This is a genomic window from Haloferax massiliensis (genome assembly GCF_001368915.1).
GTDB lineage: Archaea > Halobacteriota > Halobacteria > Halobacteriales > Haloferacaceae > Haloferax > Haloferax massiliensis.
In genome coordinates, this window is record NZ_CSTE01000005.1 from 30943 (window position 1) to 55309 (window position 24367).

Annotated in this window: 28 protein-coding genes; 15 read left to right on the forward strand and 13 right to left on the reverse strand. The window is 67.1% G+C overall.

The window, feature by feature from the left end:
* Nucleotides 1-19 precede the first annotated feature (19 nt).
* From BN996_RS16370 to BN996_RS16380, 3 genes are all read left to right on the forward strand, one after another.
* Nucleotides 20-1024: an LLM class flavin-dependent oxidoreductase gene (locus tag BN996_RS16370; RefSeq protein WP_089780851.1), complete on the forward strand. Its 1005-nt coding sequence runs from the start codon at nucleotides 20-22 to the stop codon at nucleotides 1022-1024.
* A gap of 40 nt (nucleotides 1025-1064) precedes the next feature.
* Nucleotides 1065-1448 (forward strand): PaaI family thioesterase, encoded by a 384-nt coding sequence (locus BN996_RS16375; protein ID WP_004978316.1) that lies wholly within the window; start codon nucleotides 1065-1067, stop codon nucleotides 1446-1448.
* A gap of 69 nt (nucleotides 1449-1517) precedes the next feature.
* A complete protein-coding gene (locus tag BN996_RS16380; RefSeq protein ID WP_089780853.1) occupies nucleotides 1518-2969 on the forward strand; it encodes an aldehyde dehydrogenase family protein in 1452 nt (483 codons plus the stop codon).
* 160 nt (nucleotides 2970-3129) lie between these two features.
* On the opposite strand, the gene paaE is transcribed toward BN996_RS16380, so the two are convergent.
* The 5 genes from paaE to paaA are packed head-to-tail and all read right to left on the reverse strand — an operon-like array spanning nucleotide 3130 to nucleotide 5828.
* Nucleotides 3130-3297: a 1,2-phenylacetyl-CoA epoxidase subunit PaaE gene (gene paaE / locus BN996_RS20255; protein WP_167344159.1), complete on the reverse strand. Its 168-nt coding sequence runs from the start codon at nucleotides 3295-3297 to the stop codon at nucleotides 3130-3132.
* A gap of 3 nt (nucleotides 3298-3300) precedes the next feature.
* On the reverse strand, nucleotides 3301-3744 hold the full coding sequence (gene paaD, locus BN996_RS16385; protein ID WP_089780855.1) for a 1,2-phenylacetyl-CoA epoxidase subunit PaaD: 444 nt from the start codon (nucleotides 3742-3744) through the stop codon (nucleotides 3301-3303).
* Nucleotides 3737-4555: a 1,2-phenylacetyl-CoA epoxidase subunit PaaC gene (gene paaC / locus BN996_RS16390; RefSeq protein ID WP_089780857.1), complete on the reverse strand. Its 819-nt coding sequence runs from the start codon at nucleotides 4553-4555 to the stop codon at nucleotides 3737-3739. Before paaC ends, paaD begins: the two co-directional genes overlap by 8 nt.
* Before the next feature lie 2 nt (nucleotides 4556-4557).
* Nucleotides 4558-4878, reverse strand: coding sequence for a 1,2-phenylacetyl-CoA epoxidase subunit PaaB (gene paaB / locus BN996_RS16395; RefSeq protein WP_089780859.1), 321 nt, complete (start codon nucleotides 4876-4878; stop codon nucleotides 4558-4560).
* 5 nt (nucleotides 4879-4883) lie between these two features.
* Entirely contained in the window at nucleotides 4884-5828 is a 945-nt protein-coding gene (gene paaA, locus BN996_RS16400) for a 1,2-phenylacetyl-CoA epoxidase subunit PaaA (protein ID WP_089780861.1), read from the reverse strand.
* A gap of 91 nt (nucleotides 5829-5919) precedes the next feature.
* Between paaA and BN996_RS16405 the strand changes: the two genes are divergently transcribed.
* Together BN996_RS16405 and BN996_RS16410 are read left to right on the forward strand one after the other, a co-directional pair.
* Complete coding sequence (locus BN996_RS16405) at nucleotides 5920-6558, forward strand: helix-turn-helix domain-containing protein (RefSeq protein ID WP_089780863.1); 639 nt, start codon at nucleotides 5920-5922, stop codon at nucleotides 6556-6558.
* A gap of 81 nt (nucleotides 6559-6639) precedes the next feature.
* Nucleotides 6640-7404, forward strand: coding sequence for an enoyl-CoA hydratase/isomerase family protein (locus tag BN996_RS16410; protein ID WP_089780865.1), 765 nt, complete (start codon nucleotides 6640-6642; stop codon nucleotides 7402-7404).
* Nucleotide 7405: 1 nt separating this feature from the next.
* On the opposite strand, the gene BN996_RS16415 is transcribed toward BN996_RS16410, so the two are convergent.
* The 4 genes from BN996_RS16415 to BN996_RS16430 form a co-directional block, all read right to left on the reverse strand.
* Nucleotides 7406-7891 (reverse strand): hypothetical protein, encoded by a 486-nt coding sequence (locus tag BN996_RS16415; protein ID WP_089780867.1) that lies wholly within the window; start codon nucleotides 7889-7891, stop codon nucleotides 7406-7408.
* Between the two features lie 107 nt (nucleotides 7892-7998).
* Nucleotides 7999-8871 carry an amidohydrolase family protein gene (locus tag BN996_RS16420; protein WP_089780868.1) on the reverse strand — a complete coding sequence of 291 codons (873 nt, stop codon included), beginning with the start codon at nucleotides 8869-8871 and terminating at the stop codon, nucleotides 7999-8001.
* Nucleotides 8872-9014: 143 nt separating this feature from the next.
* A complete protein-coding gene (locus BN996_RS20575; protein WP_226908782.1) occupies nucleotides 9015-9542 on the reverse strand; it encodes a hypothetical protein in 528 nt (175 codons plus the stop codon).
* A gap of 804 nt (nucleotides 9543-10346) precedes the next feature.
* Nucleotides 10347-10946 carry a class I SAM-dependent methyltransferase gene (locus BN996_RS16430; protein ID WP_089780872.1) on the reverse strand — a complete coding sequence of 200 codons (600 nt, stop codon included), beginning with the start codon at nucleotides 10944-10946 and terminating at the stop codon, nucleotides 10347-10349.
* A 102-nt stretch (nucleotides 10947-11048) separates the two neighbouring features.
* Between BN996_RS16430 and BN996_RS16435 the strand changes: the two genes are divergently transcribed.
* Complete coding sequence (locus BN996_RS16435; RefSeq protein WP_089780873.1) at nucleotides 11049-11417, forward strand: rhodanese-like domain-containing protein; 369 nt, start codon at nucleotides 11049-11051, stop codon at nucleotides 11415-11417.
* Here BN996_RS16435 and BN996_RS16440 read toward each other — a convergent pair.
* A complete protein-coding gene (locus tag BN996_RS16440; protein WP_089780876.1) occupies nucleotides 11398-12228 on the reverse strand; it encodes an alpha/beta fold hydrolase in 831 nt (276 codons plus the stop codon). The genes BN996_RS16435 and BN996_RS16440 overlap by 20 nt on opposite strands.
* 110 nt (nucleotides 12229-12338) lie before the next feature.
* On the opposite strand from BN996_RS16440, the gene BN996_RS16445 reads away from it, so the two are divergent.
* Nucleotides 12339-12806, forward strand: coding sequence for an FKBP-type peptidyl-prolyl cis-trans isomerase (locus BN996_RS16445; RefSeq protein ID WP_089780878.1), 468 nt, complete (start codon nucleotides 12339-12341; stop codon nucleotides 12804-12806).
* Between the two features lie 54 nt (nucleotides 12807-12860).
* Here the strand turns inward: BN996_RS16445 and BN996_RS16450 are convergent, their stop codons facing one another.
* From BN996_RS16450 to BN996_RS16460, 3 genes are all read right to left on the reverse strand, one after another.
* On the reverse strand, nucleotides 12861-13637 hold the full coding sequence (locus BN996_RS16450) for a hypothetical protein (RefSeq protein ID WP_089780880.1): 777 nt from the start codon (nucleotides 13635-13637) through the stop codon (nucleotides 12861-12863).
* Nucleotides 13638-13721: 84 nt separating this feature from the next.
* Nucleotides 13722-14861, reverse strand: a complete 1140-nt coding sequence (locus BN996_RS16455; protein WP_089780883.1) for a DUF7118 family protein — start codon at nucleotides 14859-14861, stop codon at nucleotides 13722-13724.
* Nucleotides 14862-14986: 125 nt separating this feature from the next.
* A complete protein-coding gene (locus tag BN996_RS16460) occupies nucleotides 14987-15673 on the reverse strand; it encodes a DUF8215 family protein (protein WP_089780884.1) in 687 nt (228 codons plus the stop codon).
* A 125-nt stretch (nucleotides 15674-15798) separates the two neighbouring features.
* Between BN996_RS16460 and BN996_RS16465 the strand changes: the two genes are divergently transcribed.
* The 8 genes from BN996_RS16465 (at nucleotide 15799) to BN996_RS16500 (ending at nucleotide 24309) form a co-directional block, all read left to right on the forward strand.
* The gene (locus tag BN996_RS16465; RefSeq protein ID WP_089780886.1) at nucleotides 15799-16671 is read left to right on the forward strand and encodes a universal stress protein; all 873 of its coding nucleotides are present in this window, start codon (nucleotides 15799-15801) and stop codon (nucleotides 16669-16671) included.
* A gap of 141 nt (nucleotides 16672-16812) precedes the next feature.
* The gene (locus BN996_RS16470; protein ID WP_007276311.1) at nucleotides 16813-17451 is read left to right on the forward strand and encodes a helix-turn-helix domain-containing protein; all 639 of its coding nucleotides are present in this window, start codon (nucleotides 16813-16815) and stop codon (nucleotides 17449-17451) included.
* Between the two features lie 323 nt (nucleotides 17452-17774).
* Nucleotides 17775-19013: an ABC transporter substrate-binding protein gene (locus BN996_RS16475; protein ID WP_089781267.1), complete on the forward strand. Its 1239-nt coding sequence runs from the start codon at nucleotides 17775-17777 to the stop codon at nucleotides 19011-19013.
* Nucleotides 19010-19939, forward strand: coding sequence for a carbohydrate ABC transporter permease (locus BN996_RS16480; protein WP_089780888.1), 930 nt, complete (start codon nucleotides 19010-19012; stop codon nucleotides 19937-19939). Before BN996_RS16475 ends, BN996_RS16480 begins: the two co-directional genes overlap by 4 nt.
* 1 nt (nucleotide 19940) lies before the next feature.
* Nucleotides 19941-20807, forward strand: a complete 867-nt coding sequence (locus tag BN996_RS16485) for a carbohydrate ABC transporter permease (protein WP_089780890.1) — start codon at nucleotides 19941-19943, stop codon at nucleotides 20805-20807.
* Nucleotides 20807-21958, forward strand: coding sequence for an ABC transporter ATP-binding protein (locus tag BN996_RS16490; RefSeq protein WP_089780892.1), 1152 nt, complete (start codon nucleotides 20807-20809; stop codon nucleotides 21956-21958). The genes BN996_RS16485 and BN996_RS16490 overlap by 1 nt, the downstream gene beginning before the upstream one ends.
* A complete protein-coding gene (locus BN996_RS16495) occupies nucleotides 21955-23220 on the forward strand; it encodes a CaiB/BaiF CoA transferase family protein (RefSeq protein WP_089780894.1) in 1266 nt (421 codons plus the stop codon). Before BN996_RS16490 ends, BN996_RS16495 begins: the two co-directional genes overlap by 4 nt.
* On the forward strand, nucleotides 23221-24309 hold the full coding sequence (locus tag BN996_RS16500; protein ID WP_089780896.1) for a LeuA family protein: 1089 nt from the start codon (nucleotides 23221-23223) through the stop codon (nucleotides 24307-24309).
* Nucleotides 24310-24367: the final 58 nt, after the last annotated feature.

Sequence of the window (24367 nt, forward strand, 5' to 3'; positions counted from 1 at the left end):
AAGGTGCGAACTCAGAGTCATGAAACTCGGGACGGGGCTGTTCACCTGCCAGCGGCGGCCGGACGACGACCGGCCGATGGCCGACCTGTACGACGAGATGCTGACGCTCGGGCGGGAGATAGACGACGCGGGCCTCGACAGCGCCTGGGTGTCCGAACACCACTTCATGCCGGACGGCTACCTCTCGGGGACGATGCCCGCGCTCGGGGCGCTCGCGGCGTCGACCGAGTCGGTCGAACTCGGGACGTGTATCGCGCTCGCGCCGCTGTACGACCCGATTCGGCTCGCAGAGGACGCGGCGACGGTCGACCTCATCTCGGGCGGACGAACGACGCTCGGCCTCGCAATCGGTTCGAACCCCCGCGAGTTCGACGCCTTCGGCGTTCCGCGAGACGAGCGCGTCGACCGTCTCGCCGACGCCGTCTCCCTCCTCCGCGACGCGTGGTCAGACGGTCCGATAACGCACGAGTCGCCGTTTCACGAGGGTGCGATCGGTGTCGACGTGACGCCCAAACCGGCACACGACGTACCCCTCATGCTCGGTGGCGCGGCCAAGCCCGCGGTTCGCCGGGCGGCCCGGACGGCGGACGCGTGGTGTGCGCCGTCGTCGCTCTCCCTCGACGGCGTGCGCAAGCGCGTCGAGGACGTCTGGAGCGTCCGGGAGGCCGAGGGACTCGACGGTGAGTTCACGATATACGTCCTCCAACACGGTTTCGTCGGCGACTCGAAGACCGAGGCGTGGGACGCGATGAGAGACGGCTACCTCTACCTCCAGCGCCGGTACGCCGAGATATTCTCCGGCGACGAGGTCGCCGAACTGTCCGACGAGCGCCGGGCGGAGCTCAAAGCACAGGCCATCTTCGGCACGCCCGACGACGTGGTCGCGGAGCTCGACCGCTACCGCGACGCGCTCGGCGACGACATCCACTTCATCTTCCGCACCTACCACCCCGGCATCGGCACCGACCGGATGGTCGAGTGCGTCCGCCGACTCGGCGACGAGGTCCGTCCGCGACTCGTCTGACCGACGAAACGAACTTAACGCACCTGTGCGAACTGGTGGCATGGACATCGAGGAGTTCTTCGAGAGCATGCCGTTCGCGCGGCTCTTGGGCGTCGAAGTCACCGAGGCCGCAGACGGGCACGCGGAGGGCCGCATCGAGATGCGCGAGGAACTGTCGTGGAACGCCGACCGGGTGATGGCCCACGGCGGCGTGACGTTCACCCTCGCGGACACGGTCGGCGGTGCGGCGCTCGTCAGCGAGGTCGACCAGCCCGTCCCGACTATCGACATGCGAATCGACTATCTCAACGCGGGGACCGGTGACCTCCGCGCCGAGGCTGACGTGGTTCGACTCGGCGGCGACGTGGGAACCGTGGATGTGGACGTGTACGCGACGGACGGGAATCACGTGGCGACCGCGAGGGGAGTCTACAAAACCGGTTGAGTTCTCCGCCCGTCGCAGAGTCAGTAATCAAAAATAGTTAATATCTCGCGCGAAAAGGGGTATTTCGTAATGGAATACAGTGGCCCGACCAGTCTCTACATCGACGGAGACTGGGTAGCCGCGGCATCGGACGAGACCATCGAGACGCGCGACCCGGCGACCGAAGCGCCGTACGCCGAAGTCGCCCGCGCGGGCGAGGCGGACATCGACGCCGCGGTGCGGGCGGCGAACTCGGCGGGCGCTCGCGGCGGCGAGTGGGAGACCACGAGCGCGGCCGAGCGCGGCGAGAAACTGCGCGCGATGGCCGACTTCATCGAGGCGCAGAAAGACGAGATAGCGCTCGTCGAGTCCCACGATAACGGCAAGACGCCGTTCGAGGCCGGTATGGAGGTCCAGATGGTTATTGACACCTTCCGCTACTACGCCGGATGGACCGACAAGGTGACCGGCGAGTACAACCCCGTCCCCGGCCAGCGCGTCAACTACACGACCCGCGAACCGCTCGGCGTCACCGGACACATCGTCCCGTGGAACTACCCGTTCCAACTCGCGGGGCGCAGTCTCGCGCCGGCGCTCGCCTGCGGCAACACGGCGGTGGTAAAGCCCTCCAGTCAGACGCCGCTTTCGGCGCTCTACTACGGCCTCGCGGCCGAGGAAGCCGGCCTCCCCGACGGCGTGGTGAACGTGGTTCCCGGACGCGGGTCCGAGGCGGGGTCGGCGCTCGCGTCGCACCCCGACGTGGCGCACGTCACCTTCACCGGCAGCACCGAAATCGGCACGGACGTCATGGCCGACGCCGCGGCCAACGTGTCCGGGGTCACGCTCGAACTCGGCGGGAAGGGCCCCAACGTCGTCTTCCCCGACGCCGACCTCGACGCCGCCGCCAAGGGCGTCCACTACGGTATCTTCATGAACGCCGGCCAGATGTGCTGGGCCGGGTCGCGCCTGCTCGTCCACGAGGACGTGGCCGACGACCTCGTCGAGCGAATCGTCGCGCGCGCCGAGTCGACCCCGCTCGGCTCCGGCATCGACGACGACGGCCGGATGGGGCCGGTCGTCAGCGAGTCCCACTGCGAGGACGTGTTGGAGTACATCTCCCTCGGCGTCGAGGAGGGCGCGACCGTCGCCTGCGGCGGGGGCGTCCCCGAGGACAAAGACACCGGCTACTTCGTGGAGCCGACGGTTCTCACCGACGTGACGAACGACATGACCGTGGCCCGCGAGGAGATATTCGGCCCGGTCCTCGTCGTCACCGAGTTCTCGGACCGAACGGAGGCAATCGAACTCGCCAACGACTCGCCGTACGGGCTTCTCGCCGGCATCTGGACCGAGGGGCTCTCTCGCGCCCACCGCGTCGCCGACGCGCTCGACTACGGAATGGTCAGCGTCAACGAGTACCCGGTGACGTTCCCGCAGACGCCCTTCGGCGGCACGAAACAGAGCGGTCACGGCCGCGAGCAGGGAGCGGAGGCCGTCCGCGAGTTCACGCAGGCGAAGAACGTGAACCTCAACCTCGGCTGATTCGCCCGAGACTTCGGCCCGCAACTCGCTGAACGGTTCGGTGCTTATCCCGCCTCCCCTGCACGCTCCTGCCCTCGACCCGCCGTCCCCGGAGTGACCGCCTCGGCGCTCCGCGGACGCCGTTCCAAAAAACCGCTCTTCTCCGGTCTCTCTACCGACGTTATTCGAACCGTTGGAACGGCTCTTGACAGTCGTTACAGAAGTGCATCGACCGGCACAGTCCCGGCCCTTTCGGATGCTCGCGGACGGTGTTCGTGCCGTCGCAGTACGGGCACTCCGCGCCCGATGCCTCGCCCGTCGTCTCGGTGCTGGGGTCGAAACGTCGCATCGCTCACACCCCCAGCCCGAACTCGCGGAGGGCCTCGCGGCCCGCCTCGGTCACCATGTCGACGGTCCACTCCGGCGTGAACCGGAGCCGCACGGACGCCTCGTCGACGCCGGCCGCCAGAGTCGCGCACTGCACGTCGTTTTCGAGGTAGTCGCGCGCCGGACAGCCGGTGTACGTCAGCGTCATCTCGACGATACCGAGCGTCTTCGCCTCGCCGTCTTCGCCCTCTCGCTCGACGACGCGAACGTCGTAGATGAGGCCGAGATCGACGATGCTCACCGGCATCTCTGGGTCCTCGATTTCGTAGAGGGCGTCCCAGATGTCGGCTTCGACGCCCGCGGCTCCGACGCCCGTCTTCGGGAAGCCCTCGGGCACCTCGCCGTCGACGTACTCCGTGTAGCCGCAGGCGGTCGCGTCGGGGGTGTCGTCGGCGCTCACGTCAGACACGCTCCCTACCGATTCGCGCCGGTTCGGGGGCTTCGAGCTCCTCGTACGTCCGCCGGAGCTCCGCGGCCAGTTCGTCCCAGTGGTCGGTGTGGGTGCCGTCGCGGCCGCGGGCGCTCGGGCGCTCGATTTCGTCGGGTTCGGGCACGTCGAGCCCGAGCGATTCGAGGTACGGGATGACCGTCTCCAGCCACTCGATGCGGAGGTCGGCGGTGGACATCGTCCGGAAGCCGTTGTCGACGATTGCGTCCTCGTGGTCGGGCTCGGCGAAAAGCGAGAGCGCGTGGGGGAACAGCCGGTCGAGCGCGTCCTGCACGCGGTCGCGGCTGTCGCCCTCGGCGAGGCGGTCGAGCCAGCTCTGGGCGTTTTCGAGGTGGTAGCGCTCCTCGCTCAGCACCTTGCCGACGCGGTCGGCGAGCGGCGCGTAGCTGGTGTCGACGAGCGCGTCAAGGCGCAGGCGCTCGGCGGCGTCGTAGAGGTAGCTCCGCAGGACCACGTCGGCCCAGTCGCCCTCCGCGAACGGGAGTTCGACCAGCGTAGCGTGTCTGAACTCGTCGGCGGGGCGCTCCCAGATAAGTTCCGCCTCGGTGTGGCCGAGTTCTTCGAGCAGGTCGTACCACAGCCGAGCGTGGCCGAACTCGTCCTGTGCGACGTTCGCCAAGGCGAGGTCGGACTCCAACGTCGGCGCGTAAATCTGCCACTCGATGAGGCGCTCGCCGTGGACGTACTCGTCGTCCGCGAGGCGGAACAGCAGTTCTTCGAGCGCGGCGCGCTGTTCGGCGTCGAGATCTTCGGGATTGAGAGCGTCGGGCATGGTTAGCTGTCCGCCTCAAGCGATTTCTCCACGTCGGCCTGCTCGGCCTCGCTTTCGGCGACTTCCGGCGCGGCCGGTTCGATGTCCGTGTACGAGGTGGCCCACCGGTAGGCCTTGTCGGTCGTCCCGCCGAAGCTCGTCTCGTCGGCGTCGATTTCGCCGATTTCGTCGTGCGGAACGACCCACAGGCTGTGGGTCTTCATCCGTCGGCCGTGCTGGACGGCCGCGAACTGGAGTGCCAACTCGCGGTCCGGCGCGTGGACGTTGCCGCAGTGTTTGTGGTACGCTCCCGGTTTGTCCTGTCTGAACACTTCCCAAATCATGGTTCTTAGTCCGCCGCCTGCGGGGTTTCGGCCCCCGACGCGCCCTCCCAGCCGTGCATCGATTCGCGCACCCACCCGACCGCCTCCTGCGCCTTCGCGCGGGAGTTAATCTGCTCGTGACTCCCGTCCGAGGCGTTCTTGGCGATGGTCCAGAACTCGTCCCAGTTCAGGTCGTCCTCGTTGACGTGGTAGGTGTCGAGTTCCTCGTCGTACTCGATGCGTGGGTACTCGGGGACGACGAGGCCGTACTTCTTCGCTTTCGGGACGTAGGTGTCGAGGAACGTGTCGCGCAGTTCGTCGTTGGACTTCGTCTTCAGGCCGACCTCCTGTGCGAAGTCGTTGTGGACGGACTTGTCGTTGGTCGGGCCGAAGAACTGGATGATTCGCGGCCACCACGTCTCGAAGGCGGCCTGCGTCTTCTCTTGGGTCGCCTTCGACCCGTTCATCAACTCGGAGAGGATGGACTCGCCGTGTTTGACGTGGAATCCCTCCTCGAAGCACACCTTGTCCATCGCGTGGGCGTACGGCGTCCACGACGTGTTCTTGAGCGTCGCCTGCCGGTGCATGGCCGCACCGTCGACGAAGAAGGCTATCATCGGCACCTCGTGCCACGACTCCATCGGGTAGTGGAAGCAGTTGAGGAACTTGCCGTCGCCGCGGGCGAGTTCGTCCAGCATCTCGTCGCGCGTCTTGACGCCGAGGGATTCGGCCGCTCGGTAGAGCAGTTGCGCGTGGCCGATTTCGTCCTGCACCTTCGCCGAGAACGCCAACTTTCGGTCGATGCTCGGCGCTTGCCGGATGAACGGCTTTTCGAGGTACCCGCCCATCACCTCGCTGTTCGCGTGGAACTGAATCATCCGCGTCGCGGCCTTGCGGTACTCCTCGGGCATGTCGTCTTTCGGAGCGAACTGCCGCGGGCCCGCTCGTTCTTTGACGGTTTCGAGGTCCATTGGTCTATCAGGAACTATCATCTATAACTACTTACGGATTGACCCGTCCATAGCCTGCCTTTTTATATCACTGTCGCGTACACACACGCCGATGATAGCGGAGTGCTTGGTGGCCGAGTTTCGCATCGACGGCGACGACTGCCCGCTGGCGCGGGCGACCGACGCGGTCCCCGTCGCGGTCGACGCGAACGCGCCGCAACTCCGCGCCGACGGCAATGTCTTGCTACATTTTTCGGCTCCCGCGGACGACCGACTCCCCGAGGCCCTCGACGATGACGACGCCATCCGCTACCTCCACGTCACCCGCGGCGACGACACGTACACCTTCCGTTGTCTCTCGAAACACCCCTGCGTCGTCCACGAGCTCGTCGACGCCGGCTTCCTCGTCGAGTCGATGCGGTACGACGAGGGCGGCGCGACGATGCGCGGGGCGGTCGTCGGCTACGACGTGCTCCGTGGCGTGATGGAGACGGCCGGCGGCACCGTCGGTATCCAACTCCAGCGCGTCTCCCTCCTCCGGGCGGACGAGGAATCGCCCATCGGTCGAGCGTGGGACCTCACGCCCGCGCAGGAGGCCGCCCTCCGGGCGGCCGTCGAGATGGGGTACTTCGACCTCCCCCGGAGTATCACGGCTCAGGACGTGGCGGACGAACTCGGAATCAGCAAGTCGGCGTTCCTCGAACGGCTCCGCCGGGCGCAACAGTCGGTGTTTGGGGCGCTGCTCGCGTGAGCCGGAACCGCGGGCGACTCGCTCGACTCGCCCGGCGGTCCGCCGGCGAGGCTATTTACCCCGCGTCCCCGTAGCGCGGGTATGCGAGTCGACGACGCCGACGGCGTCCGGACCGTGACGTTCGACAGACCCGAGGCGAAAAACGCGTTCACCGCCGACGTGGCCCGAGAGCTCTCGGCGGCGCTCGAAGCACTCTCTCCTGAGGCGTTCGACGCCGCGGTGATAACGGGCGACGGCGACGCCTTCAGCGCCGGCGGCGATATTCAGGCAATGGCCGAGCGCGACGAGACCGCCCGCGAGGCCTACGAGCGCGTCCGCGGCACCCTCGGCCGCGCCGCCGAGGCGATTCTCACCGCCCCGGTGCCGGTCGTCGCCCGCGTCAACGGCGACGCCGTGGGCGCGGGGACCTCCGTCGTCGCCGCCTGCGACTTCGCCTACGCCGCCCGCGACGCCCGCTTCGGCGCGTCGTTCGTCAACGTCGGACTCGTCCCCGACGCGGGCGCGACGGTGACGCTCCCCCGGTTGGTCGGCCTCCGCGCCGCGAAGGAACTCGCGTTCACCGGGAAACTCATCTCTGCCGACCGTGCCGCCGAACTCGACCTCGTGAACGAGGCAGTCGACGCCGCCGACCTCGACGCCGTCGTGGACGAGTTGGTTGCGACCCTCGCGGCGCAGCCCACGGAGACGCTCGCGCTGGCGAAGGAAGCGATACACGCGAACCTCGGCCGGTCGTGGGCGGACGGCCTCGAACGCGAGGCGCACGCCCAGACGCTCGCCTACGACACCGACGCCCACGAGGAGGGCGTTTCCGCGTTCTTGGAGAAGCGACGGCCGGAGTTCGAGTAGCTTAGGCGCGCTTCACAACGTAGTACAGTGATGCAACAACTGGTACGAGAAATGACGCTATTGGCCACACGACTCTGTTTGGCCGGTCGGACACCTGCTCGGCATGTTGTAACTGAGCATCAGCGAAGATTAAGACAGGCGTGACTATCCAGGCGCAGAGAAACACGAGTAACGCTTGGTCTCCACTTACTGCGCCGCTATTTGGGCCGCCAAACGCATACAATATGCCCCAAAACTGGACACATAGGCTCGCGATTACCCATTTCAACCTGCCGCCCGCAGACCTCTTTTCTGATTCGACGGCTACCGCAATTGTTCCATCGTCGTTGAGCTTGTCTGGGTCGTAATTTCGCAACGTCTCTGATACGTGTGAATCAGAGCAACCGACGGCGGTTGCTATGCGCGTGTTGGACCAGTCCGGGTTGTCTCTCTTTTTATAGAGAATTGCCTGTTGCTTCGCAGTAAGCTGTCTATCCTCGTACTTCATCGCCCGCCCCAACTATGCTGCATCTGAACGTTAACTATCCCAATCCCCATACGAAAACGCATTCAGAACACATATTGAATGTTACTGAACTAGAGCATCCGATATATCTATACATCGAGGAACCGCTCCGCGTTCTCCCAGAGGAGCTTTCGCTTCACCTCCTCGGAGGCGTCGAAGTGCTCCTCGAACGACTCGAACCACCGCCCCGGTCGAATCATCGGGTAGTCGGTGCCGAACATCACCTTGTCCTGCAAGACGGTCTTGGCGTAGTGAAGCACCTGCTCATCGATGTACTTCGGCAGCCACCCCGAGAGGTCCATGTAGACGTTGCCCTTCTGCTGGCAGATGGCGAGTTGCTCTCTTTCCCACGGGTACGCCGGGTGAGCGATGAGAATCTGGAGGTCCGGGTGTTCCGCGGCCACGTCGTCGATGAGCATCGGGTTGCCGTACTTGATTTTCAGACCGCGGCCGCCGGGCGAGCACGCCCCGAGCGTGGAGTTCCCGCCGTGGAAGACGACCGGCACGCCGAGGTCCTCGATGGTGTCGAACAGCGCCCTGTGTTCGTCGTCGCTCGGGTCGAACCCCTGTGCGATTTGCTGGAACTTGAACCCCGAGAGGTCGAGGTCTTCGACGCATCGGACCGCCTCCTCGACGCAGTCGTCTTTCAGGGGGTCCACGCTCCCGAACCCGACGAAGAAATCGGGGTGCGCGTCTCTGACTTCGGCCACGTAGTCGTTCGGAACCGGCGGATTTCCGGTGTTCGTCTCGGCGTCCCACCCGAGGAGCACCGCCCGCCCGATGTTGTGCTCGCGGTACTCGGCTATCATCTCCTCGTAGCTCCACGTCTCCATCTCCGCGCCGAACCTGTTCGCCGCGTCCCGCATCATCTCGCCGCCGGCGTCTTCGAGGAACTCCGCGGTCGGCTGGTGGGCGTGCGTGTCGATGATGCGCGGCTCGTCGGGCCAATCTAACACGGTCATTCGTGTATGACCGTCGCGGAGCGATAAAAATCGAACGGACGGAGCCAACCGAATGATGGCGCGGCGGCGTTGGCGTACCGCCACGGGAGGTGATTCGACGCGCAACCCAATCAGTCATTGGCCAATCCCGTTAGGGTCGCCGGTCAGTCGTCGTCTCGGTTCGAACTTTCTCCTTCGTCCTCGTCGAGGGCGCGCGTTCGCGGGTCGATGGCGGGGTCGCGCTGCTGCTTTCGAGCGCGACGCTTCGCTGCCCCGACGAGCGAGTCGTCGCCCGATTGCGTCTCGACGAACGTCTCGTCGCCGATGGCGCTCTCTGCGATGTCTCGAAGACTTCCGAGTTTCTCGCGGTCGCCCGGTGACCGACCCCGGGCCCGCCCGCCGCCGCGTCCCGACCCGTGGACGCCTTCATCCGACGACGCGAGCTGAGTGAACTGCGTCGCGTCCGTTATCAGCAGCTGTACTTGGTCTTTCGCGCGGTAGTGGTGGTCCTTCGCACCGGCGAACTCGAACCGCGCGCCCTCGCCGAGGTACGGGTGGCTCACGCCCTCGGGGACGACGAACACGACGCCTTCGGGTGCGCTCTCGTCGGTGAGGTAGCCGAGGATGTCCGGCGTCTCGGGGTCGTTCTTGTTGACCCACGCGACCTCGTCGACGGTCGCCTCCACCGTCACGTACGCCCCGCTCCCGGTGAGTTCCGAGAGCGTTCGGGTCGGATTCCGAGTCCCGGTGTCGCCTGAATCTGTGTTCGAGGCCGCAACTCCGTCCCGATTCGCCGACGGTTCCGTGGCCTTGGAACTCGAGCTCGATGGGTCGTCTCCGATTGAGGCGAAAAGGTAGTTCACCTCGTTGCCGCGCCCTCTCATGTAATTCGAGACGATGATACTGACTCGTTGGGGGCCCGACGAAGCCGAGAGCGAGCTGTCGTCCTCAAAGATACATTTCACGTCAGATTCGGACTCGGCTGATTGTAGAAACCACGCACCGTCGCGCTCTTCGATGGTCACCTCTCCCGTCGAACCCGATTCAGCGAACCAGTCCGTTGACATACCATCGGTTCGAACCCGAAAGAACATATGTGTTTCTCAGATTAGAGAACCGAATCCGGGCGGGCCGGTAGTCCGACTTCGTGTCCGGGACATCGTTCGGACCCTATCTGCTCTCGCCGACCGACCGGTCCGGGGGGAGCGTTGAAAAACAATATTATTCGAACACTTTCTCAAAAGAAGACAGCGCGTCGCCGGGCAGTCTCGCAACGGATATTTAGATAAACTACCTTTCAAATCCATATTACGTTTCTAACTCTACCGTCGGTGCCCTGAAAAAGCGGTCTAATATCGGGTGTGAGCGCAATTCAACTCGGAATAAAAAGACGAGTGTTTCAGAAACTCTCTATGATTTATTTTACTTCGGTCGTTATAACGCGCATCAGGAATCCTATGCCACTCCCGATTTGGTGTGTCGGTTTTGTTATTTTTCTATTCCTCTCTCCGCGGATACGACTGCGCCCCGCCCCGCGTGTTCCGCGCGATAATCGTCGCCGTCGCGGACTGTCGGTCGTCGCGCGATTCGGTCGATTCGTCGTAGTAGAGCACCGTGAGGTCGAGACAGGCGCGGAGCAGTTCGTTCGAGTCGAAGCGGTATCTGTCGGTGCTCGGCCCCACCGTCGCCGGCGGGTCGGCCCGCAGGTGGTGTTGGTAGAACAGGACGCCGCCGGGCTTCAGCGCCGCCTTGATGTCGGCGAGGCGGTCCAGCGTCCGGAAGTAGCTGATTGTGACGAGGTCGTACGTCGACTCGGGGAAGTCGTGGGTCGTCGCGTCGGCCCGAATCGTCTCCACGCGGTCGGCGAACCCGCGGGACTGCGCGCGCTCGTCGACGATGCTCAGCCCCTCGCTCGACTGGTCGAGCGCGTCCACCCGGTAGCCGTTCGCGGCGAGAAACAGCGCGTTGCGGCCGTTGCCGGCCGCCACGTCGAGCGCGCGGCCGTCGGGCAGTTCGTCGAGGTACGCCCGGAGCACCGGCGACGGCTCCGGGTCGGTCGGGTACGTTCCGGTCCGGTAGCGTTCGTCCCACTCCATACGGGCGCTACGCGGACCGCCGTGTTCAAGCTACGGCGTCGCTCCCGGCGGGCGGGACGCGGAAGCGCCAGCGCTTTCCGCGGCAGCGACGTGGTGGTATCCGTGCCCTCGATTCGCCCCGACGAGCTCGACGCCCGCCTCGCCGACGGGAACGGCCCGTTCGTCCTCGACGTCCGTCCGGAGTCGAACTACCGACGCGGCGCAATCGACGGGAGCCGAAACGTCCCCGTCTACGACGACCTCCGGTCGGGCGACGACGCCTCGCTTCGGAGTCAACTGGACGAGATACCGCGGGACCGCGACGTGGTCGTCGTCTGTAAGATGGGTATCGTCGCAAAGCGGGCGACGGGGCTCCTCCGCGAGGAGGGGTACGACGCGGCGACGCTCGCGGGCGGCATGAGCGGGTGGAACGGCTACCAGCGCGGGTCGCTTGGCTACAGACTCCGGTCACTCATCTGGCGACTGTTCTGAGGCCGTCGAGGAACTCCCGGAGGGCGTCCTCGAAGAACGCGGGGTTGTCGAGGTTCGACGCGTGGCCCGCGTCGGGAACCGCGCGGACCGTGACGGTCGGAATCCCATCGCCGAACGTCGCGGCGTGCCTGCGCACGAACGGGAGTTCGTTCTCGCCGTACAGGACCAGCGTCGGCACGTCGATGTCGCCGAGGACGACCGACGAGTCGGTGAACCGACTGACCGCCCGAATCACTTTCGCGAACTCGTCGGTCGCCATCGGCGGGCCGTCCTCCCGAAGACGCTCGACGTTTCCGTAGTCGCCGCCCGCGGTCGTTCCCGACAGCCGCTCTTGGAACCAGACCATGATTCTCTCGACGCGCTCGTAGCCGACGAGTCGAACGAACGGAATCGCCAACCGGGGGACGACGAGTCGCTGGAACCGTTCGAGGCGGTCGAAGACGACCGGGGAGAACGTGTCCGCGAGGACGAGCCCCGAGAGCCCGTCGGGGTACCGCATCGCGTACGCTTGCGCGATACAGCCGCCGGTCGAGAGCCCGCAGACCACGGGTCTGTCGAGACCCAACTCCGAGACGAGCGCGGCGAGGTCGTCGGCGAACAGCTCCATCGAGTACGTCGCCAAGTCGGACCCGCCGGTTCGGCCGTGTCCTCGAACGTCGTACGAGACGGTGGTGTAGCCGTCGCACAGCACCTCAGTCTGGCGGTCCCACTGACCGTGGTCGAGAACCGCCCCGTGGACGAAGACCACCGGCGTCCCCTCGCCTCGCCGCTCGTAGTAGGTGTCGATACCGTTCGTTCGGGCGAACGCCACGCGACCTAGTGGCGCGCCGAGAGCATGAGCGCGCGCCTCGATGTGACAGTTCACTCACACTCTCGGCGATAGTACGGCCACTTATCCGTCTCCGGCAGAGAGTACGCGGTATGACGATTGAAACCGGCGACTCCGTTTCGCTCGAATACGTCGGACAGCTCCCGGACGGCACGATTTTCGATACGTCGCGTCAGGACGTGGCCGAGGCCGAGGGTCTCGCGGAGGCCCAGCCCGACCGCGACTACGAACCGCTCGCGGTCGAGGTCGGCGCGGGAACCGTCATCGAGGGGCTCGACGAGGCGCTCGTCGGCATGTCCGTCGGCGACGAGGAGAGCATCGAAATCCCGCCGGAGAAGGCCTACGGCGAGTACGACGAGGACCTCGTCCGCGAGCACGAGACCGAACAGCTCCGCGAGGTGCTCGGCGACGAGCCCGAGGAGGGCCTGTACGTCCAGACCCAGCAGGGCGGCCTCGGCGAAATCGTCCACGCCGACGACGACGTGGTCCGCATCGACTTCAACCACGAACTCGCGGGCGAGACGCTCGTCTTCGACGTCGAAATCCTCGACGCCAACTGAACTGCTGAACCGAACTGAGCCGCAATCTCGCGGCTCGGTGCGTTTTTTCTCTCGCTACTCGCGCCACCACGCGACGGCGTACAGCGCGCCCCCGACGAGAATCAGGACCGCGCCGACCCCGGCGACCCCGAGGCCGACGACGAGCTCGATTCCGAAGCCGAAGTCGTCGACGTGGCCGTAGACGGTGATGCTGTGGAGCGTTCCATCCTTCTCGACGAGCGCCGGGAGGCGGTCCACGAAGGCGTCGTTCACCCGCGGTCGGTAGCCGAAGTCCTCATCTGAGGAGTTCCGAAGGATTCTATCGACCGTCTCTCTCGCCCCCGGCGAGAGGTTCTCGTAGCGATACGCCCCTCGCTCGACGGTGGCGTTTGCGACGCGCTGGAGCGTGGCGTTTCGCGCGGTGACGAGCGAGCCGTTTTCTTCCACGCTGAACCGGTAGTACTGGTCGCGCTCGCCGTAGGCGTCGTGGACGTACGTGTTGTTCCGCGCTATGGCTTGGAGGTCGGCTCTCGCGCCCGCCGCCGCGGTCCGGGCGGTGCCGCTCCGCATCGCCGCCGCCAGCGTCTCGCGGGTCTCGTTCGGCGCGCGGTACTCGCCGGCCGAGTACCGGTGGCTGACCTGGTGCACCGAAATCGAGACCGTCCGCCCGTGGCGACTCACGATAGTCTCGACGTCGGATTCGTTCGCGAGCGACACGGTCTCGGCTCGGTACGACTGCGAGGTTTGCGGCGGCGGCGACGTCGCGTCCGCCAGCGCGGGCAGGTACACCGGCGCGGGGAGGCAGACGAGACCGACCACCGCGAGAAGGAGGGCGAGTTTCCGGAGACGCATTACCGGGAGTTCCGCCGAGTCGGGTAAGTGCTTTTTGTCGCCGTCCGGCTGCCCGGTCTCGCCGCCGCGGTCGCCGGGCGACGCTCAGTCGTCCAGCGGCGGGTTCGCGTCGAGGCAGTCTTCGACCCGCTCGCGCTCCTCGCGGGCGTCGGCCAACTCCTCTTCGACGACGCCCCGCTGGAGCCGCTCACGCTGGTCTTCGGTGAGTTCGGCGCGGGCGACCGCGGCGTCGCGGAGGCGGTCGTACGACTCCCCGTACGTCAGTTCGTGGACCTCTCGGGCGCGGGCGACCGTCTCGTCGTCGGCGAACCGACTCACGACGGCGACGAGTTCCTTCGTCCGCCAGCGGAGTTCCGAGGCGGGTTCCGGGGGCCACGACACGGTCAGCGGGTCGGCGTCGAGCGTCTCCAGAAACCGTTTGTTCGTCCCGACGGCCGCGGAGAACCGCTTCGGGTCGTCGACGTAGTGGTCGAGTTTCGACCGCGAGTAGCCGGCGTACTCGACGAGCGTGGGAATCGGCTCGTCGCCGATGGCGGCGGTTTCGAGGTACTCGCGCAGTCGCTCGGGCGGACTGGGCGTCCCGACCAGCGGGTACGACTCGGCGGCCGCCAGCCACGAGAGCACGTCGCCGGCCGACGACTCGGCGCGGAACCGCTCGAACGCCTCGGTGACGGCGTCGTCGTATCGCTCGATGGGGTCGCGGAGTTCGTCTACCGGCGCGTCGATGTCGGCCTCGCCGAGTTCCCGCACGCGTTCGAGGCGGTCGATTCGCGCGTCGAGTTCGTCCGCGCGCTCCCGCAGCCGCCGGCGGGCGCTCCGGTAGTCCTCTCTCGCCTCGTCCAGTTCGTCGAGGAGCGCCGCCTCCTCGCGGGCGGGGGCCAACTCGCGTCTGGCCTGCTCGAAGTCGGACGCCGACAGCGACGAGGTGATGCCGGTCGTGAGCGACTCGTTGGCGTCGATGAAGGCGTCGCTGTGGCGCACGTCGGCGGGGACCTCCTCCAGCCGGTTCGACAGCGCCTCGCGGAACGCGACGTAGCCTTCGAGGTCGTCGGTCGCCTGCTCCTCGTGTCGGTCGAGAATCCCCGTCACGTCGCGGACGGCCGACGCGAGCGTTCGAAGCTCCTCGCGGCCGACGTCGTCGACCGCCTCGCGCCGGTCGCGGAGGGTGTCGGCCGCCGTGCGGAGCGCCGTCACGGGGTCGTCGGCGAGCGCGGCGTCAGCCACGCCGCGGCACCTCGGGCGGGCGTCCCGGTCGCGGAATCGGTGTCATGCCCGACGAGTCGGTGCGCGAGGGTTGAAAACTTGATGCCCGCGGACGGCGGCGGGACGGCCGCGGAGCTGAGAGGCCGTCAGCGACGGTCTCGCCCGCTCATCACGTCGAACGCGGCGGCAACCGCGACCGCGAGCACGCAGAGCGCGACCGACGGCGCGAGGGAAAACAGGTCGACCGTGCCCGGGAACGCGGCGACGACGAGGAGCGAAACGGCGTAGTAAGCTCCGGCGGCCGCGGCCGACGTGCGGGCCGGCGCGGCGCGCAGTCGTGGGAGCGCGAGCATCGCACAGAGCGCGACGCCGCCGGCGACGACGACAGAGCCGACGAGTCCCGCGCCGGCGAGGTCGGCGCGCGCGCCGAGGAACGTCCCGAGGCCGAGCGTCGCGTTCAGGTAGGCCGCTCGGCGGAGGAGAAAGCCGTAGCCTGCGTCGGGCCCGAGACCGAGTTCGCTGTCCTCGATGCGGTGCCACGGCGCGCCGACGGAGACGGCGTTCATGCGGAGCGCGCCGATGGCGAGGCAGGCGACCGCCAGCGAGACGACGGCCGCGGTCGTGACCGCCACGGGCGTCGAGACGGTCATGAAGGCGACCCAGAGCATCGGCAGCGCGAGGAGCAGGTGCTGTCCGAGCCCGAAGTACACCGTCGCGTCGAGCCACGCGTCAATGCCACCCTCGCCGTCGTCGCCGCGCTGTCGGCGTCGGTTCCGGCGGCGGCGTCGCGGCCGCGTTTCGCCGCCGCGGGACGACTCGTTTCTCGGTGCCATGGTCGTCCCGTTGTGACTGCTGTCTGATAACTGTGTGGCGCGCCGGGGGTCGTGCCGCCGGAGACGGGGGTCCGCGGACGCCGTCCGGCGAAAGGACTTACCGGCGACCGGGTGTATGACAAGCCATGTACGAGCGCATCCTCCTGCCGGTCGACGAGAGCACGTCGTCGAGCGCGGTCCTCCACCACGCCAGCGAACTCGCCCACTGGGACGACGCGGAGATTCGACTGCTCTTCGTCGCCGACACGACCCGCGACAGCGTCACCGTGGTCGGGAACGACGTGGTCGACGCGCTCGAACGCGAGGGCGAGAGCGTCGTCGAGGAGGCGTCGCAGACGCTCCAGAACCTCGGCGTCGACTACTCGACGGACGTGGTGCAGGGCAACCCCGCGCCCACCATCGTCGAGTACGCCGATGAGTACGACTACGACCTCATCGTGATGCCGACCCACGGACGGGAGGGCATCTCCCGACAGCTCCGCGGGAGCGTCACGGAGAAGGTCGTCCGCCTGTCGGACCGACCGGTCCTCACCGCCCGCATGAAGCCCGACGAGGAGCTGACGTTCCCCTACGAGCGCATCCTCATCCCGACCGACGGCAGTCGCTCCGCGAAGCGGGCGACGAGCCACGGCCTCGCGCTCGCCGCCGAACTCGACGCGACGGTCCACGTCCTCTCGGTGGTCGACGACTCCGCGCTCGGGTTCGACGTGCGGTCGATGCTCTCCGGCGAGGAGAGCGAACGCGGCGCGAACGAGGCGATTTCGCAGGTCGTCGAGGAGGCGAACGAACACGGCGTCACGAAGCTCGCCGAGACCATCGAACACGGCTCGCCGAGCGAGGCGATTCGGGAGTACGTCGCGGACAACGACATCCACGCCGTCGTCATGGGGACGACCGGGCGGAGCGGCGTCGACCGCATCCTCCTCGGGAGCGTCGCCGAGGAGACGGTCCGGAGCGTTCCGGTTCCCGTCATCACGGTGTCGCCGGCGGAGGAGTAACCCCACCGGGTCGCTGACGGCGGGTCGTCCGACTCGGGATACAGCTATTACCCGCGGGCGACGTATCGGCGCAGTAACCGTGGTCGAACAGGACCGTCTCGGACGCCCGTCTATCCCCGACAGCCGGAGGTCTCGATAGCGGTGCTCCGCGCGACCATCCTCCTCGAACTGAACGAGGACTACGTGCTGTCGCACGTGAGCGACCTCGTCGACGGACCGGTCGTCGTGACGAACTGCGAGGTGCTCGGCGAGACGGACATCCGCTTCGTCGTCGACGCCGGGGAGCACCGCGACGAGATGGCCGAGCGACTCGCCGCCAGCGAGGTCGTCAGCGACCTCGAACTCGTCGGCGACGACCAACTGCTCATCACCAAGCGGTCGTCCGGCGCGCTCCCGATCATCCGCGAGAACCACGGGATGCTCCAGCGGATGAGCCAGTTCTACGGGCGCTCGCGCGTCTTCGACGTGGTCGTGTTCCGGCGGGCCGACCTCAAGGCAATCATCTCGGGACTCCGGTCGCTCGGGACCGTCGAACTCCGGCGGCTGAAACCCTTCGTCGGCCCCTCCACGCGGCTCTCGAAGCGGCAGGCCGAGGTCGTCGGCTACGCGCTCGAACGCGGCTACTACGACTGGCCGCGGGGCGTCACGGTCGAGGAAATCGCGGCGGCGTTCGAGGTGAGCAGACCGACCGTGTTGGAACACCTCCGCCGGGCCGAAAAGAAACTCCTCAGCGACGCGCTCGCCGACGCGACGACGCCCGCGAACCCCGACAGCACCTGACCCCCGACTCCTCCCGGTTCCTCTGGACTCCTCCCGGTTCCTCTGGACTCCTTCCGGTTCCTCCCCGACTCCCACCGGTTCGGCCCCCAGCGCGCCGCGAGTCGGATTTTAAGCGCCTAGTACACCTGAAACACGTCATCATACCTCCGAAAACCATTATAAAGAGCCAACAGGGGTAGGCACTACTCCCGTGCCCTCTTCCGGTGTACGTATTGTTTGCAATTACCATGATAAATGGGAATCACTCACGCGGTGGCGACGGGCGGAAAACGCGCGGGTCGTCGCGCCGGACGTTCCTCGCGGCGGTCGGGAGCGCGGCGGCGGTGACGACGGCTGGCTGTCTGGGCGGCGGCGGTGGCGGCGGCTCCAACGAGCCGATTCGATACCTCTCGGACCGCGGCGACTCGAAGGACGTGATGGACGAGATTATCGCCGAGTTCGAAGAAGAGACAGACCACACGGTCGAGATGATTTACACGGCGAAGGGGACCTCCTCGGACGCCGAGATGCAGAAGATGGTCGCCGCGGGCAACCCGCCGGACCTGCTTTTCGACACCTCGACGGACGCGTATCGGCTCCAGCGAGACGGCGTCCTCGCGCCGGTCACGGGGGCCGTCCAAGATAACGACCTGCCCGACCCGGTCAACGTCGGCGGCGAGTCGTACTTCGCGGCCGCGATGGTCGAACCGCTCATGGGCTGGTACCGAAACGACGTGTACTCGGAGATGCCCGCGTCGTGGAGCGAGTGGATCGAGGCCGCCGGCGAGGTGTCGGCAAACGAGTCGATGGAGGGCTACGTCATCCAGTCGGGCCAGACGAACAACGCCGACACCCAGATGACGCAGTATCTCTGGCAGAACGACGTGGAGATTTACGGCGGCCCCTCCGACGGTATCGAGGTCAGACTCGACGACGGTGACAACCGCCAGGCGGCCGTCGAGACGTTCGAGTGGGTCCAGTCGATGGCCGAGCACTCGCCGAACGGCTCGGGGTGGGCGTGGGGCGACGCCATCGGCGCGCTCCAACAGGAGAACGCCGCGGCCATCGCCAGCGTCGGCGGCCTCCCCATCCTCACGATTCAGGCCAACCGCCCCGACCTCGTCGAGAACCTCAGTCCGATGCCCTTCCCCGTGCCGAGCGGGGCGGCACAGGACAAGTGGTGGTCGTACATGGAGGGCCACCTCGTCCGCAACGACGGCCAGAACACCGAGGGCGCGCAGGCGTTCGTCGACTTCTTCACGAGTTCGTCGCGCTTCTTCGACTTCGTGCTCTCCGCGCCGCTGTTCCAGTTCCCGCCGACGCGGGAGCAACTCGACGCGCCCGAGGTGACCGAAAACGAGGTCATCCAACAGCACCCCGACGTGATGAACCTCGTCCGCGACAACTGGGACGCCTTCACGAGCGTCCTCGCGACGGGCGACGACGGCGCGCCGAACATCGTCGCGGCCGACGCCTACAGCGAACAGCTCTTCGGACAGGCGGCTGACCAGCTCCTCGTCGGCGGGCTCACGCCCGACGAGACGGCCGACTGGCTGGCCGACCAGCTCCGCGGATTGCAATGAGTACGGCCCTCAAATCGCGGTTGGCGGCCGCCGGGTCGGCCCTCCGGGAGCGCGACGTGGACGGCACGACGCTCCTGTTGGCGGCGTGTTTCGTGCCGATGCTCGCGTTCTTCGTCGTGGTCTGGGTCATCCCCATCGTCTACGCGCTCGGGATGAGCCTGTTCGCGTCGCCCGTGCGGAACCCCGAGTTCGTCGGCCTCGGCAACTACGCCGAACTGCTGGGCAACGGCGCGTTCTGGGGCTTCCTCTGGAACAGCGTCGTCTACGCGGTGGCGACGACGGGGCTGAGCCTCGTCATCGGGCTGGGGCTCGCGCTCGTCATCAACCAGCGCATCCGCGGCGGCGACGCCCTGCGGACGCTGATGATTTTCCCGTACCTCCTGCCGACGCTCGTTGTCATCTTCATGTGGAAGTTCATCCTCGACCCCAACATCGGGATTCTGAACCAGTTCCTCGTCGATGCCGGGCTCATCGACAAGCCGATAGCCTTCTTCTCGACGCTGGAGTTCGCCATGCCGGCGGTCGTCGTCACGAGCGTCTGGAAGTTCGCCAGTTTCGCCTTCTTCATCCTGCTCGCCCGCCTGCAGGCCATCGACCCCGACCTCTACGAGCGGGCGCGGGTCGAGGGCGCGACGACGTGGCAGGCGTTCCGCGACATCACCTTCCCGCACCTCCGCGGCGCGATTCTCATCATCCTCCTCGTCAGGGGCATCTGGATGTTCAACAAGTTCGACATCATCTACCTCTCGACCCGGGGCGGCCCGCTCCAGCAGACGACGACGCTCCCGATTCGCGTCTACCAACTCGCGTTCAGCGAGGTGAACTTCGGCATGGCGACGGCGCTCGCCGGCGTCATGTTCTTCCTCCTCGCCGGCGTCGCGGTGGTCTACTTCCGGGCGTTCGCCCCCGAACAGGAGGTGGCGTGAGATGGCGACCTCCACCGGTCGGGGCCTCGTCTCCCACGACACCCAGAAGCGCCTCCAGCGAATCGCCGTCTACCTGACGGCGCTTCTCATCTCGGTGTTCACCGTCATCCCGGTGTACGTGATGGTGGTCATCGCCATCCAGTCGCCGGCGACGACGTTCGCCGGCGGGCGGGTGAACCTGCTTCCCACCGAGCCGTCGCTCCGGAACTTCCTCGTGCTCCTCGGGTCGACCGACACGGTCCGGTACTTCGTCAACAGCCTCGTGGTCACCCTCGGTTCGACCGTGCTCTCGACGACCATCGCGGTCGCGGCGGGCTACGGCCTGACGCGCTTCGAGTTCACCGGGAAGTCGCTGGCGGCGCGGGCGGTGCTGTTCTCGTACATGTTCAGCCCCATCGTCCTCGCCATCCCGCTGTACGTCGTCTTCTCGACGCTCGGCCTGCTCAACAGCCACTTCGCGCTCACCCTCGCGCTGACGGCCATCTCCGCGCCGTTCTGCATCTGGCTGATGTGGCAGTACTTCCAGACCGTTCCCATCGCGCTCGAAGAGTCCGCGTGGGTCCGCGGCGCGAGTCGCTGGCGCACCGTCAGAGACGTGGTCCTGCCGGTCGCCCGGCCCGGCTACATCTCCGCGGCCATCTTCGCGTTCGCCGTCGCGTGGAACGACTTCACCATGGCGCGCGTCGTGATGAGCCGCGACGAGATGTACACCATCACCGTCGGCGCGTCGCTGTTCTTGGACCGCGTCAGCATCGGCTGGGGCGAGACGATGGCCGTCTCGCTTCTCATCTCGATTCCGCCGTTCCTCATCGCACTGTTCCTGCAACGATACCTCCTCCAGGGCTTCAGCGTTGGAGGCCTCGAATAATGGCAACCAGCATCCACCTCGACACCGTCAGAAAGGAGTTTCGCACCCTCGGAAACACGCACGTCGCTGTCGACGACCTCAGCCTCGACATCCCCGAAGGCTCGTTTACGACCTTCGTCGGCCCCTCCGGCTGCGGGAAGACGACGACCCTGCGCATGTTGGCCGGGTTGGAGACGCCCACCTCGGGCACCGTCTCGTTCGGCGACGAGGACGTGACCGACCTCCCGCCGCAGGAGCGCAACGTCTCGATGGTGTTCCAGTCCATCGCGCTCTACCCGCACATGTCGGTCCGCGAGAACATCGGCTACGGGCTGAAGATTCACGGCGTTCCGAAGGCGGAACGCGACGAGCGCATCGACGAGGCCGCCGAAGTCCTCCAAATCGAGGCGCAGTTGGAGAAGATGCCCGCCGAACTCTCCGGCGGCCAACAACAGCGCGTCGCCCTCGGCGGCGCGTTCGTACAGGACCCCGACGTGCTGCTTCTGGACGAGCCGATGTCCGACCTCGACGCGAAGCTCAAATCCGACCTCCGCGTCGAGATTCAGCGGCTCCACCAGGAACTCGACACGACCGTCGTCTACGTCACCCACGACCAGACCGAGGCGATGACGATGAGCGACCAAGTGGTCCTCCTGCGCGACGGCGAACTCGCGCAGGTCGACCCGCCGAAACGGCTGTTCGATTACCCGAACTCGGAGTACGTCGCGCAGTTCATCGGCATGCCCTCGACCAACGTCGTCGACTGCGCGGTCGAGGCGAACGACGGCGGGACCGCGCTCGTCGGCCCCGGATTCGAGCTTTCGCTTCCGGCCGGCGTCGACGCCCCGACCGCTGGTCGCGTCAGACTCGGAATCAGGCCGCAGTACCTCGACGTGGGCTCCGAGGGGGCGTGTCGGCTCTCGGTCGACGTGGAGGTCGTCGAGACGCTCGGGACCGAGTCCGTGGTCCACGGCCGCCTCGAAGACGGCACCTCCTTCGACGTGGTGAGCGACGCCGTCGACGACGCGGTCGCGGGCGACCGACTCGACGTGTCGTTCGACCTCGCCGACGCGTTCGTCTTCGGCGAGGACGGCGAGACGATACTCTTCGGCTCCGAGCGCGCCGGCGAGCGCTCGTCGTCGCCGGCGGGGACGGGGGGCGTCACTCCATGAGCGGCGACAGCGCCGAGCGCGCCAAGAGCGCCAGCGCCGAGACTGCCGCGGACGCGACCGGCTCTGCGACCGCGTCGGCGACGTCCGGGCTTCCGCTCGACGGCGTGCGCGTCCTCGAACTCGGCCACATCATCGCCGGGCCGTTCTGCTCGATGCTCCTCGCCGACCTCGGCGCGGACGTCATCAAGGTCGAACACCCGAAGGGCGGCGACCTCATCCGCGGGTCGTCGCCGGTCGGAAACAGCTCGTTCAACTACGTCAACCGGGACAAGCGGAGCCTTACGCTCGACCTCAAGTCCGACGCGGCGCTCGACGCGTTCTTCGACCTGCTCGACGAGACCGACGTGGTCGTCGAGAACTACGCGCCGGGAACCGCCGAGCGACTCGGCATCGGCTACGAGCAGTTGCGAGAGACGCATCCGGGGCTCGTCTACTGCTCCATCAAGGGGTTCAACCCCGGCCCCTACGAGTCGTACCCCGCGCTCGACCCCATCGCCGAGGCGCTGTCCGGGCTGATGAGCGTCACCGGCCACGAGGGGATGCCCCCGGTCCGGTCGGGCACGAGCATCGCCGACATGGCCGCGTCGTTCTACGGCGCGATAGCGGTCCTCGGGGCGCTCTACCGCCGCGACCGGACCGGCGAGGGGTCGAAGGTGACCGCGCCGCTGTTCGAGTCCACCGTCTCGATGATGGGCTACTGGCTCGCGTACACCGAGGCCTACGACGATGTGCCGGGGCCGATGGGCGCGTCGCACCCCAACTGGGCACCCTACGACGTGTTCGAGACGGCCGACGACGAGTGGGTGTTCATCGGTCCCTCCGGCGAGCGCCAGTGGGCGGCGCTCTGTGAGGCGCTCGGGCTCGACCTCCACGAGGACGACCGGTTCGACACGCTCCCGGACCGCCGGGAGAACCTCGACGAACTCATGGACCTGCTCCGCGCCGAGTGCGAGACGCTCCCCGCGGCCGACCTCGTCGCCGGCCTGCGGGAGGTCGGCGTCCCCGTCGCCAAGGTGAACTCGATGGACGAGGTCGCCGCCGACCCACACCTGCGGGCGACCGACTTCTTCACCGAGGTCGAGACTGCCGAGGGAACGTCGCGGTCGGTCAGCGTCCCGCGGTTCCCCGTCGTCGCAAGCGGCTTCGACCGCCCCGAATCGACCGACCCGCCGAAGCTCGGCGAGCACACCGAGGCCATCCTCTCGTCGCTCGGCTACGACGACGCCGACATCGACGCGCTCCGGCGCGCGGGAGGTGTCTGAATGGCCGCCGCGGAGCCGGTCCTCCTCGACGTGACCTGCCGCGAGGGCGAACAGCGACCCGGCGCGTCCTACACGACGGAGCAGAAAGTCGCGGCCGTCCGCGCCCTCGACGACCTCGGCGTCGACTACGTGCAGGTCGGCTTCCCGATTGCGGGCGCACAGACCGGAGCGGTCTGCGACGCCGTCGACGTGGAGACGAAACTGACGGGTATCGCCCGCGCCGTCCCGAAGGACGTCGAGGCCGCGGTCGACGCCGGCGTCGACGTCATCGACGTGTTCGCGCCGACCAGCGAGCGACAGCGGACCGAACTGCTCGGCAAGAGCGAGGACGAACTGCGCTCGCTCGTCGGCGAGACAGTCGATTCCGCGGCCGAGACCGGGCTGGAAGTCCACTTCACCGCGATGGACGGCTTCCGGACCGACCCCGCGTTCCTCGCTGGCCTGTTCGACTCGATAGACGCGACGTACCTCACTATCGCGGACACCGTGGGCTCGAAGACGCCGTTCGAGGTGTCGTCGTTCCTCCACGACCTCGACGCCGACCCGACTCGCCTCGGCGTCCACTTCCACGACGACCTCGGCGTCGCCACGGCCAACGCGCTCACCGCGGTCGCCCACGACGTGCAGAAGGTGGACGTGTCGGTCGCCGGCATCGGCGAGCGCGCCGGCAACGTCCCCGTCGAGGAGTTCGTCGTCGCGGCCGAGACCGGCCGCGCCGTGAACCGCCCCGCGCTCGACCCCGCGACGCTCATCCCCCGGGCAAACGACGTGTTGACGGCGCTCGGCGAGTCGGTGTCGGCGGAGAAATCGGTGCTCGGCGCGGACGTGTTCTCCCACGAGTCCGGGCTTCACACCGCGGCGATGCTCGATGACCCGGCGACGTTCGAGCCGTTCGACCCGGCCGTCTTCGGCGGGTCGCGGACGCTCTACTTCGGCCCGCAGAGCGGGACCGGCGCGGCCCGACGGCTCTTGGAGCGCGTCGGCGACGACCCCGACGAATCGCGGGTCGCGGCGCTCGTCGAGACGTTACGGGCGCTGGACGAACCTGTTCCGACCGACGAGGCGCTGGACATCGCCCGACGGCTCTGAGTCGGCGCTGTTTCGGCGCTGTTTCGGCGCTAAATTCGACGCTACGTCGGACCGGCCG